4 protein-coding genes are annotated in these 12,720 nt (G+C 71.4%); all 4 read left to right on the plus strand.

Going from position 1 to position 12,720, the window contains the following annotated elements; genetic code table 11:
* Positions 1-1,942 (plus strand): efflux RND transporter periplasmic adaptor subunit (locus CWIS_RS19775; protein ID WP_048343150.1); only part of this gene is annotated, 1,942 nt, incomplete at its 5' end.
* A 161-nt stretch (positions 1,943-2,103) separates the two neighbouring features.
* Complete coding sequence (gene proC, locus CWIS_RS10045) at positions 2,104-2,931, plus strand: pyrroline-5-carboxylate reductase (protein WP_048343151.1); 828 nt, start codon at positions 2,104-2,106, stop codon at positions 2,929-2,931.
* A gap of 181 nt (positions 2,932-3,112) precedes the next feature.
* On the plus strand, positions 3,113-7,663 hold the full coding sequence (locus CWIS_RS17655) for an immunoglobulin-like domain-containing protein (protein ID WP_197080816.1): 4,551 nt from the start codon (positions 3,113-3,115) through the stop codon (positions 7,661-7,663).
* Between the two features lie 353 nt (positions 7,664-8,016).
* The coding region (locus CWIS_RS10055; RefSeq protein WP_082156373.1) for an Ig-like domain-containing protein at positions 8,017-12,720 on the plus strand (4,704 nt) is incomplete at its 3' end.

The raw sequence follows: 12,720 nt of genomic DNA on the forward strand, positions 1-12,720 counted from the left end.
GGGCGACGAGGTCGCGCCCGGCGACGTGCTCGCGACGATCGACGACACGGACCTGCAGCAGGACGTCGACGACGCGACCGCCACGCTCGCGGACGCCCAGCAGCGGCTCGAGGACGACCTCGAGTCCCAGACCACCAGCACGTCCACCGCCAGCACGTCCTCCACGGGTGTCAGCACGACGAACGCCAGCACGACGAGCGCCAGCACGACGAGCGCCACCACGACGAGCAGCGCCGCGAGCGCGAGCACGACGAGCGGCGCCGGAGAGGTCGGTGGGGTCGTTCCCGCGGCCTTCGTCGTCCCGACGAGTGCGTCCTCGCCGACGCCTCCCGGACCGGGCGACCCCAGCGACCCCGGCGAGGGCGAGCTGCCCGCCGAGGTGCAGGCCGCGCTCGACGACGTCGCGGCGGCGCAGGAGGACCTGCTGACGCGCTACGACGAGGCGTCCGACCTGCTCGCGGCGAGCGAGGACGGCCTCGGCGCGGCCGCGCTCGTGTGCCAGCAGCTGCTCGACGCGCCGAGCGGGTCGCCCGCGACGGGCGACGTCCTGACGCTCACGCCGGGCACGGTCGCGGCGGGGGGAGCGCTCCGCGTCGACGCGACCGGCACCGTCGCGGGCACCGAGTACCAGCTCGTGCTCGTGTCGTCGGGTGCGGTGCTCGCGACGCTGACCGCGTCGGGCTCGTCGTTCGCGACGGCCGTGCTGGTCCCGTCGGGCGTGCAGGGGACCGACGCGGTCGCGCTCGTCGGCCCGTCCGGGACCGTGTCGTCGACCTCCCTGACGGTGACCGCCGCGGACGCGACGTCGCTGCCGGACGCTCTCGTCGCGTGCCAGGGCGCGGTCACCGGCGTGCTCGGCGACCAGCAGGACGTCGCCGAGGCGCAGCGCGCGCTCCTGGACGCGACGACCGCGCTCGACGACGCGCTCGACGCCCTCACGCAGGCCGTCCGGAATGCGACGACGCCCACCGATCCCACGGACCCCACCGACCCGACGGACCCCACGCACCCGACCGACCCGACGCAGCCGACGGACCCGGCCCAGCCCACGCCGGGAGCCCCGACGACGCCGGCGCAGCCGAGCGACCCGTCGACGCCGGGTGACCAGAGCGGGACGCCGGGCGGCGGCGAGTCCGGCGGGTCGGTGGAGCGGGTCGCGACCGCGGCCGACGTCCTGGCCGACCGTGCCGCGATCGAGCTCGCGCAGGCACGGCTCGACGTCGCCGAGAGCTCGCTGCGCCTCGCGACGCTGACCGCGCCGATCGGCGGGACGGTCGCGGCCGTCTCGATCGCCGAGGGCGCGGCCGTCACGGCGTCGTCGACGTCGGCGCTCGTCACGATCATCGGCGGTGACGGCTACGTGGTCACCACCTCGGCGACGCTGAGCCAGGTGGACCTGCTCGCGGTCGGGCAGAGCGCGCGCGTCTCGGTCCGGACGACGGACGAGCCGCTGACCGCGCAGGTCACGTGGATCGGGCTGCTCAACACCGAGTCGTCGAGCTCGACGCCGTCCTACGCGGTCGACCTCGCGATCGACGCACCGGCGGGCGGCGCCGTGACGCTGTACGACGGCTCGTCGGCCGAGGCGACGGTCGCGGTCGCGGACGGCGAGCAGGTGCTCACGGTCCCGACGTCCGCGGTGCACGTCGAGGGAGGGATGACGACCGTGGACGTGCTGCGGGACGGCGCGCCCACGAGCGTCGAGGTGACCACGGGTGCCGTGGGCGCCGAGCGCACCGAGGTCACCGAGGGCCTGTCCGCGGGCGACGAGGTGGTCCTCGCGGACCTGACGCGGACGATCGTCTCGGACGACGCGTCGTCGTCGGCGGGCCTGTCCGGTCTCGGTGGCTCGACGCGGCAGGAGTCGAACCGGGGCCCGGGCGGCGGGCAGCCCCCGGCCGGGTTCACCGGCGGCGGCTTCGCCGGCCCGCCGGGCGGCTGAGCCACGGGTGGCGGTTGGGGCAACGAAGGCGGCTGAGGGACTCGAGGGTCGATAGGCTCGCGCGCGTCGCCGTGTCCTGACCGCCACGACGACGAGGGTGCGCGGCGGACGAGCGGCGCGCGACGAGCTCCGGTGCGCCGGTGACGAGGGGTGGCACGACGATGACCGAGCAGCAGCGTGGCGGGACGAACGCGGCGGTCGCCGTCCTCGGCGGCGGGGTCATGGGCGAGGCGCTGCTCTCGGCGCTCCTGGCGGGGGGCTGGCCCGCGCACCAGGTCGAGGTCACGGACCAGTCGCCGGAGCGGGTCGAGGCCCTCGCCGCGCGCTACGGCGTGCGCGCCGGCAGCTCCAACGCGCAGGCGGCGCAGCGTGCCGACGTGGTGCTGCTCGCGGTCAAGCCGAACGTCGTGCCGGCGGTGCTGACGCAGATCGCATCGCAGCTGCGCGGCGGCACTCTCGTGGTGAGCGTCGCGGCCGGCGTCCCGATCGCGACGTACGAGCAGCACCTGCCGGCGGGGACGCCCGTGGTGCGCGTCATGCCCAACACCCCGGCGGTCGTGGGCAAGGGTGCGAGCGCGATCGCGCCGGGCACGCACGCGGGCGAGGGGCACCTCGTGCTGGCCGAGCGGATCCTGGCCGCGACGGGGCTCGTCGTGCGCGTCGCGGAGAAGGACCTCGACGCGGTGACCGCGATCTCCGGGTCCGGCCCCGCGTACGCGTTCTACCTGATCGACGCGATGGCCGAGGCGGGCGTGCTGCTCGGCCTGACGCGTGACCTCGCCACGCGCCTCGCGGTCGCCACGGTCGAGGGTGCGGGCGCGCTGGCTGCGCAGGGCGAGCACCCGGTGGTGCTGCGTGAGCGGGTCTCGTCGCCGGGCGGCACGACCGTCGCGGCGGTCGCCGAGCTGGACGCGCACGGCGTGCGTGCGGGCGTCGTCGCGGCCGCGCGCGCGGCCCACGACCGCTCGAAGGAGCTCGGCCGCTCCTGACGGGTGCCCCGACCACACCCGGCGTTCCCCTGTCCGGGTGGTTCGCGGCGCCTTCGGGTCACGTTCAGGACACGGCGCTAGGCAAATTGTGAGCGCTCACATAGGGTCCATCGCGACGTTCCCATTCCCCTTGGGTTCCGCCACCGCGCCGGCAAAGCCGCCGGCCGACCGAAGGATGTCGATGACGATTCCTCGAGCGGCCACAGCCGCACTGACCACACTCGCGTTGACCGCGGGGACGATGGCCGGGTTCGTCCTGCCAGCGTCCGCCGCGGCTCCGACGCAGGACCTGATCGCGCACTACGAGTTCGACGAGACCACGGGCGCCACCGTGGCGGACTCCTCGGGCAACGGCCACGACGGCACCGTCGTCGGCACGCCCACCTGGACCCCGGCCGGCCTGCAGCTGTCGGGCGCCCCGTCCAACGCCAACTACGTCCGCCTCCCGGACGGCCTGCTGCAGGGCAAGGCCGCCGCGACCGTCTCGGTGCAGGTCAAGGCCGACGACGCCGCCAACACCACCGACAACTTCCTGTGGAGCTTCGGCGGCGCGTCGCAGAGCAGCGGCTCGGGGACGGGCAACTGGTTCGTCGGCCCCAAGAACGCGCTGCGCACCACGGTCACGCCGAGCCACTGGACCGGTGAGCAGAGCGCGACGTGGACGGGCAACCGGCTCACGCCGGGCAAGTGGCAGAACGTCACGGCCACGATCGCCCCGAACGACGGCGTCGCGACCTCGACGCTCAAGCTGTACGTCGACGGCACGCTCGTCGCGACGAACCCGGCCGTCACCACGAGCCCGGCGACGCTCGCGGACCACACCCGCAACCGCCTGGGCGGGTCCGCCTACGACGGTGACCGTGGCTTCCCCGGCACCTACGGCGAGACGCGCGTCTACGGCACGGCCCTGACGGCCACCGAGGTCGCCGACCTCGTCGCCGAGGACGGCGCCGACGCCGCGGACAAGCTCCTCGCGGGCCTCGACCTGGGCAGCACGTCCGCGGTCGTGTCCGACCTGACGCTCCCGACCGGCGGCCTCACGTGGACGACGAGCGCGGCGGGCGTCGTGACCGCGGGCGGCGTCGTGACGCGGCCCGCGCAGGGCCAGCCCGACGCGACCGCGACGCTCACGGCGACGGCGACCGTCTCCGGCCAGGTGCGTACCCGCACCTTCGAGATCACCGTCAAGGCCCTCGCCGCGGGTGAGGACCCGATGCCGGCGACGTCGGACCTGCGCTCGTGGTTCCCGCTGAACACCTCCTACCCCGGCACGCCGGCGTTCGGGACGACGACGTTCGTCGGCGCGACGAACACCCCGGTGTGGACCTCCACGCACGTGGACCTCACGGGTGGCGGCTACATCGCGAACAACTCCGCGGCCGGCCTCGGCCTGACGACCTCGTCGACGTCGTCGTTCGACGCGTACCTGCCGTCGAACGCGACCGGCACGGTGAACAGCACGCTGTTCACGATCGGGAGCAACGCGACCACGAACAACCTGTCGCTGCACCCGTTCTACTCCGACGGCAAGCCCGCGGCGGTCGTCCGGATCGGCAACGCCGTCGTCGCGACGGCGCAGCTCACCGCGCCGTTCCCGCGCGACGTGTGGACCCACGTCTCGCTCGTGCTCGACGACACGGCGGACACCCTGACCGTCTACCTCGACGGCGTGCAGGCGGCCCAGGCGACCGGCGTCACCGCGACCGCGGCGACGATCGGCACGTCGGTGCTCCGCTTCAACCGCGAGGGCTGGGGCTTCTCGAACCTGCCGGCCAAGTTCCGTGACCTGCGCGTCTACGCCGCGGCCACGCCGGCGTCCGGGGCCCGTGCCCTGGCTCGCCAGAACGCGCAGTTCGCGTTCGACCAGCTCATGGCGTCCGTCGCGATCCCGGCGCTCGCCACGAAGGACCTCACGCTGCCGGCGTCGCCGTCGCTCACCTGGACCTCGTCGGCCCCGGCCGTCGTCTCCACGTCGGGCGTCGTCACCCAGCCCGCGCCCGGCCAGCCCGACGCGCAGGTCACCCTGACGGCCGCCACGAACCGCGGCGGTCTGGCGCTCTCGCGCGAGTTCGACGTGACGGTGCCGGCCGCGCTCTCGGCCGGCGAGAAGGTCGCCGAGGACGCTGCCGCGCTCTCGGTCCTGCACGCCGACAGCATGCGCAGCATCACGACGCTCGCCGACGCGGGCGCCGAGTTCGGCTCGGACATCACGTGGAGCACGTCGGACGCGACCGCGGTCGCGCTCGTCACCGACGACGGGACGGTCTACGCCGACCCGCAGCGCGCCCCGTACGGCTACGACGCGCGCACCGCGACGCTCACGGCCACGCTCGAGCTCGACGGCGCCACGCTCGACGTGCCGTTCGACGTCACCGTCCCGGCGATGCCGCGTGCGGTCGACGACGAGGGCTACGCGTTCGCGTACTTCACGGCCAACACCGTCGCGGGGGAGAACATCTACTTCGCGGCGTCGGACGGCAACAACGCGCTGGCCTGGGACACGCTGAACAACGGCAACTTCGTGCTGACGTCCCAGTTCGGCGAGAAGGGCCTGCGGGACCCGTTCATCATCCGCTCGCACGAGGGTGACAAGTTCTTCCTCATCGCGACCGACCTGTCGATCGGCCGCAACGGCGACTGGGGCCGGGCGCAGCAGTCCGGCAGCCAGTACATCGAGGTGTGGGAGTCCACGGACCTCGTCAACTGGTCGCAGCAGCGGCACGTGAAGGTCTCGCCCGACACGGCCGGCATGACCTGGGCGCCCGAGGCGTACTGGGACGACGAGCGGGGCGAGTACGTGGTCTTCTGGGCCTCGCGCCTGTTCACCGACTCGACGCGCACGACGTGCATCACGACGGCGAGCGGCGCCGGCTGCTACGCCCGCATGATGTACGCCACGACGAAGGACTTCGTGACGTTCTCCCCGGCGCAGCTGTGGCAGGACACGGGCGCCGCCCGGATCGACACCACGGTGCTCAAGGACGGCGAGCACTACTACCGGTACACGAAGGACGAGGGCGGTCAGACCGGCTGCGTCGACATCATCGCGGAGCGGTCCACGTCGCTGACCCAGGTCACGACGAAGGCCAGCGCGGAGGCGAACACCGGCTGGACGCGCGTCGCGTCGTGCGTCGCGCGGAACTCCGGGTTCAACGCCGCGGTCGAGGGCCCGACGGTCTTCAAGGCCAACCCGGGTGACACGTCGCCGTACGACTACTACCTGTACCTCGACAACTACGGCGGCTCGGGCTACTTCCCGCTCGGCACCAACGACCTCGCGTCGGGCACGTGGACGCGAGCGACGGGTCAGCTGCCCGGCCAGCCGCGCCACGGCACGGCCATGCCGGTCACGCTCGACCAGTGGCAGACGCTCACGGGCGCGACGGTCGAGCAGACCGCCACGACCTCGGCGCTGACCTTCTCCAAGGTGACGCGGCAGGCGTCGGCGACGGTCACCGCCACCGACGGCTACCAGGTCGGCGGCAAGGTGACGTTCGCGCTCGGCGCGTGGTCGACGACCGTGCAGCTGACGCCCGCCCAGGGCAGTGCGACGGCGACGGCCACCGTCCCGGCGGACCTCCTCGGCGAGCTGACGGCGACGTTCTCGGGCACGGCTGAGCTCGCCGCGGGCGCGCCCGCGACGTTCGAGGTCACCCCGGCGCAGCCGACGGGCCTGGAGCTCACGACGCTGCCCACCACGAGCTACCTGGTCGGCGACGCCCTGAGCCTCGTGGGCCTCGCCGGGACCGTCACGTTCGACGACGGCACGTCGCGGACGATCGGTGCCGCCGACGTCACCGCCACCGGGTTCAGCTCGACCTCGGCGGGAACGCGCACCGTCACGGTGTCGTACACCGCCGAGGGCGCCACGGTGACCGCGACGTACGTGGTCACGGTCGGGCTGGTGCCGGGCACGCCCACGGCGCTCGCGCTGACGACGCTGCCGAAGACCGCCTACGAGATCGGTGAGGCGCTGAGCCTGACCGGGCTCGTCGGCACCGTCTCGCTCGCGGGTGGCGACACCGTCACGGTGGGGGCGAACGACGTCACGGCGACCGGCTTCAGCTCGGCGACGACCGGCCGCAGGACCGTCACCGTGTCCTACACGGCGATGGGCGTGAAGGTCCGGGCGACCTACACGGTCACGGTCGTGAAGGCGGCGTCCCGCACGACGCTCACGGCGTCGGCGACGTCGGTCGCGCACGGCGGCAAGGTCACGCTCAAGGCGAAGGTCACGAGCGCGATCAAGCCGACCGGCACGGTCTCGTTCTGGTCCGGCGGCAAGCGCCTCGCCACGGCGAGCCTGTCCAGCGGGTCGACGAGCGTGAAGGTCACGCTCAAGGGCGTGGGGACCAAGCGCATCACGGCGGTCTACAACGGCGCGGCCAAGGTGGCCACGAGCTCGTCGTCGGCCGTGACCGTCACGGTGCGCAAGGCGAAGGCCACGTCGATCGCGGTCACGAGCTCGACGTTCACCAAGGGCACCCGCCCGCAGGTGGTCGTGCGCGTGGGCAAGCTCGACAACGGTGCGTACCCGGTCGGCAAGGTCGCGATCCGCTACGGCGACGCCACCAGCACCGTCACGCTGCGCGCCTCCGCCCAGGGGGTCGTGAAGCTGACGCTGCCGAAGTCGCGCACCACGGCGATCAAGGTCAAGGCGACCTTCCTGCCGAGCGACCCCGCGAACGTGGCGTCGCGGACGTCGGCCTGGAAGACCATGACGCCTCGCTGACCGAAACCCACAGAAAGTGCCGAGCGCGGTCGTGATACGGCCGCGCTCGGCGCATTCTGGCGGCCCTCCGCCGGAAGACGGAAAATCCCGAAAACCATTGCGGTCCTGCCTCGCCGATGGTTGACTTCGGCCACCGGCGTCTTCGTCCCTCACCGAGAGGCCGGCGAACGACTCGTCGCAACGACGCGGCCGCAGTTGGGCAGCGCCTCGCCGTGACGAGAAAGCCACACGTTCCCGAACGAGAGGACTGGGTCATGCCGCGCTCCACGAGGGGCTCAGCACGTCGATCCACCACCCGCAGGAGACTCGTCGCCGGCAGTGCTGCCGCGGCGGTCGTCGCCTCGTCGATCGTCATGCTTCCCACGGCCGCCCACGCGGCCGGCCCGGTGCTGCCGGGCAACGAGTCGGACATCGGTGTCTACACGAACGGCGAGAGCCACGTGATGGACATCGGTGACCCGACCTACAACTACGAGTCCGAGGTCGCGGCCCTGCTCGAGCCCGGCGTGCCCTACACGGCCGACTCGATGCACCAGAGCATCTTCGAGAAGGACCTCGCCGCAGGCCAGAACGACTTCTACCTCGACCGCGTGCTCGGAGTGCGGGGCGCGATGGGCGCCAACGTGCTGCAGAGCCGCGGGCGCAGCCTGTACATGCGCGGCGCCTCCAACGCGAACTTCACCACGATGGGCTTCGCCGGCTCGGCGTTCGCGGGCGGCCCCAACAACCTCGGCAACTTCTACACGATCACGGTCCCCGGCCAGACGATCTCCGAGGTCAACGCGCAGCGCTTCAACGCGCCGAGCCACATGTCGGACCGCTACACGATCGGCACCACCGGGGTCAGCGCGGACCTCAAGAAGTTCATCACGTACGACAACGTGGCGGTCACGACGCTGAACCTGACGAACCCGGGTGCCGCGGACGCGACGTTCACGCTGCGCGCGGCCTCGCCCATCGCGACCGGCACCACGGACGCGGACGACGAGCTCGTCGGCACGCGGAACCTCACGTCCGGCTCGAACAACGGGCTGGTCGACACCGCGTGGAGCAAGATCACGGTCGGCCTCAAGGCCGGCGGCTTCACGGTCAACGGCGCGAACCTCGAGCGTGAGGTCACGGTCCCGGCAGGCGGCAACCTCGAGCTCTCGGTCGTCGGCGTCCTCTACTCGGACGACCTGCCCGAGTCGAAGGCCAGCTTCTACGAGTACGCCGCGATGGACGTCGACGAGGCGTTCTCCACCGGCGTCACCGAGTTCCACCGCCGCTGGGCGCAGGACATCCCCTACATCGACGTGCCGTCGCCGGCCGTCGAGAAGGCGATCGTCTACCGCTGGTGGGGCGAGCGCTACAACACGCTCGACACCAACTCGTCGGGCTACGTGTACCAGTACCCGACGACGATCGAAGGGGTGAACCTCTACCAGAACTCGGTCGTCCTCACGCAGCCCATGCACCTGCAGGACACCAAGTGGATCCGTACCCCGTACCTCGCGTACGGGCAGATCCTCAACATGGGTGAGCTCTCGGGGTCGTCGGCGTTCCTGGACAGCCCCGGCCACACGAGCTGGAACAACCACTACTCGCAGTACACCGGCACCGCCGGCCTCGAGGCCTACAAGGTGCACGGTGGTGGTGCCGAGATCGCCGAGCGGTTCGCGCACTACTTCAAGAACGACGGCATCGGCCAGCTGGAGCACTACGACGGCAACGGCGACAACCTCATCGCCTACGACACCAACTACATGCCGGGCAACGACTCCGACGCGATCACCTTCGGCTTCCCGAAGGCGAACGCGACGGCGCCGGGTGCGCGCACCATCGAGCGCCCCGAGTCCGCGTACGTCTGGGGTGACTTCAACGCGGCCAAGGAGCTCTACGAGATCGCCGGCGCCGACGCGTCCGTCGTCACCGAGATGGGCGACAAGGCCGACGACATCCGTGACGCGATCCTCGACCGCCTGTGGAGCGAGGACACGAAGATGTTCCTCGCGGGCACGACGCACGGCGCGGTCTCGGCCGCGTCGTCGAACGGCAAGGCCAACCCGCTGCCCGTCGAGGCGCGCGACCTGATCCCGGCGAAGGAGTCGAACCTCTACGACGTCTACGCCGAGAACCTCATCCCGTTCGAGGACGCCGACCAGTACGTCGACGGCTTCCGCTTCCTCAACTACGGGGACAACTTCCCGATCTTCCCGTTCTACACGGCCAACCAGTACGACCGGGCGGCCTACGCGATCGGCGGGTCGAACAACTTCTCGAACATCAACTTCACGGTCCAGTTCCGTGGTGTGCGTTCCGCGCTGCGGCACTACGACCCCGACCACAAGTACGTCACGCCCGAGTACGCCGCACGCCTGCTCGACTGGATGGCGTGGAGCACGTACCCGAACGCGGACCTGCGCGTCCCGAACCAGGCCGAGTACTACTCGAACTGGAACCCGACGACGAAGACGTACAACCGCAACAACCCGAACCACATCATGCTCGGCAACATGAACTACATCTACGTCGAGGACATGGGCGGCATCCAGCCGCGGTCCGACGACAAGGTGGAGCTCTGGCCGATCGACCTCGGGTACGACCACTTCATGGTCAACAACCTGCGGTACCACGGCAAGGACGTCACGATCGTCTGGGACGAGGACGGCAGCCACTACGGCCTCGGTGCGGGCTACAGCCTGTTCATCGACGGTGAGCGCAAGGCCGCCACGGACGCCCTCGGGCACTTCGTCTACGACCCCGAGGCGAACACGGTCGACGCGATCGACGACGTCGAGGTGACGTTCGTCGCCGCGACGGGCGCCGACGTGCCGACGGCCGTCGACACCGCGATCGACGACGACCGCGTCGTCAGCTACCTCAAGACGGCGGGCATCGACCTCACGGAGGAGGCCACCAACCTGGCCGCCACCGCGACCCTGTCGTCGTCCGCGACGCAGGAGGGCCCCCGCCCGACGCCGTGGCGCAACTTCCACACGCCGGGGTACAGCACCTCGTCGATGAACTACCAGCCGGGTGCCATCTCGACCACCGAGCGTCCCGTGGCCCTCGCGGCCGTGAACGACGGCGAGACGGTCAACGAGCCCTACTGGGGCAACTACGGCACGGGTGACACCAGCGGCTACGTCGAGCTCGACCTGGGCGCGGCGAAGTCGTTCGACAACGTCAAGGTCTGGTTCGTCAGCGACCGGCAGGCCGGTGGCTACAAGGAGCCCGCGAAGTACCAGATCCAGGTGCCGGACGGCGAGGGCGGCTGGACGGTCGTCCCCGACACGTTCAAGGCGCCGAAGATCGTCGGCCCGAAGTTCAACGAGGCGCTGTTCGACACGGTCACGGCCGACAAGCTCCGTGTCACGTTCACCAACAGCCCCGGCTTCGCCACGGCCATCTCGGAGATCGGAGTCTTCGACTCCGGCCGCGACGTCCCTGCGGTCGTCAACGACCCGCCGACGGTCACCGCGACGCGCGACACGAGCAAGGACGGCAACCTGTCGACCACGCTCGTGGCGACCGTCACGGACGACGGCCTCCCGGACGACGGCGAGCTCACCTACGGCTGGACCACCGTGTCCAAGCCCGAGGGTGCCGCGGTGATCTTCGCGAACAGCGGTGCGCTGAGCACGCTCGTGACGGGCACCGCGGAGGGCGAGTACGTCTTCCGCTTCACCGCGCACGACGGTGACCTGACCACGACGCGCGACGTCACCGTGACGCTCGCGACCAAGGAGATGGTGGCCGAGTTCGGCTCCATCGCCACGATCACGACCACGGGCACGGCGTCGTGGGAGGACCACACGAAGGTCAACCTCCCGACGACCCCGTCGAGCTCCAACCCGGGCACCAACCAGGGGTGGGGCACGTGGGGCCTGCCGAACAGCGGCCTGTCCACGTCCGCGGCGGCGGCGATCACGTACACGTGGCCCTCGTCGGTGCTCCTGACGTCGACCGACATCTACTGGTACGACGACAACGGCGGTACGCGCATGCCGCGTCCCGACACGTGGGCGATCGAGTACACGACCGACGGCGACACCTGGCAGCCGGTCACGCTGACGAACGGCTCGACCTACGCCGCGTCGCTCGTCCGCAACCGCTACAACCACCTCGACTTCGAGGCGGTCAAGGCCAAGGCGCTGCGCGTGCGGATCTTCGGGCTGCAGGGCTCGTCGGCGGGTGGCACGGGTATCGTCCGCTGGCGCGCGAACGGTGACACGGTCGACACCGTGGCGTCCCCGGTCATCATGCGTACCCCGACCGGGACCGTGCCGGAGCTCCCGGCCGAGCTGGACGTCGTGTACTCGGCCGGCGAGCGGGACGTGCTCCCGTTCGCGTGGCAGGAGATCACGCCGGACATGGTCGCCGAGACCAACGTCGAGCCGTTCGTCGTCTACGGCACGAACTCGGCCTACGGGCTGATCGCGGAGGCGCGCATCTACGTGCGTCCCGAGAACTCGACCGGCGGCATCTCGATCCAGGGTGCCGAGCAGTTCGCGCAGACCGTCTGGCAGGGCGAGCAGCCGGTGCTGCCCACCCGCGTCGCCGTGTCGTACAACGACGGCTCGCGTGACAACCAGGCGATCGGCGTGGACTGGGACTTCGACGAGGAGATCGTGAACACCCCCGGTGTCCACGAGATCCGCGGTGACCTGGTGCTGCCGGACTACGTCAGCTCTGCGGGCACCGTGGCGACGACCCTGACCCTCACGGTCAAGGCCCCGCCGTCGGTCGAGTCCGTCGCGGTCGTCCCGGCGTCCACGCGAGCGCTGGCCGGTTCCACGGTCCAGCTCGAGGCTGACGTCACGACGGTCTCCGAGGCGAGCGCCGAGGTCACCTGGACCGTGGCGGGCGCCCAGTCCGCCGGCACCACGGTGAGCGAGACCGGTCTGCTCACGATCGCCGCCGACGAGGCTGCCGCCCCGCTGACGGTGACCGCCACGAGCGTGTTCGACACCTCGAAGTCGGGCTCGGCGACCGTCACGGTCGTCACCCCGCCTCGGGTCGAGGCCACGCTGCCGGCGGGGGTGAGCCTGCTGGACGGCTGGAACGACGAGCCG

Origin of the sequence: Cellulomonas sp. A375-1 (genome assembly GCF_001040865.1) — a bacterium.
GTDB lineage: Bacteria > Actinomycetota > Actinomycetes > Actinomycetales > Cellulomonadaceae > Cellulomonas > Cellulomonas gelida.

Coding starts and splice junctions, on each gene's coding strand:
- proC (WP_048343151.1), top strand. CDS start 2,104: ATGACCGAGCAGCAGCGTGGCGGGACGAACGCGGCGGTCGCCGTCCTC.
- CWIS_RS17655 (WP_197080816.1), top strand. CDS start 3,113: ATGACGATTCCTCGAGCGGCCACAGCCGCACTGACCACACTCGCGTTG.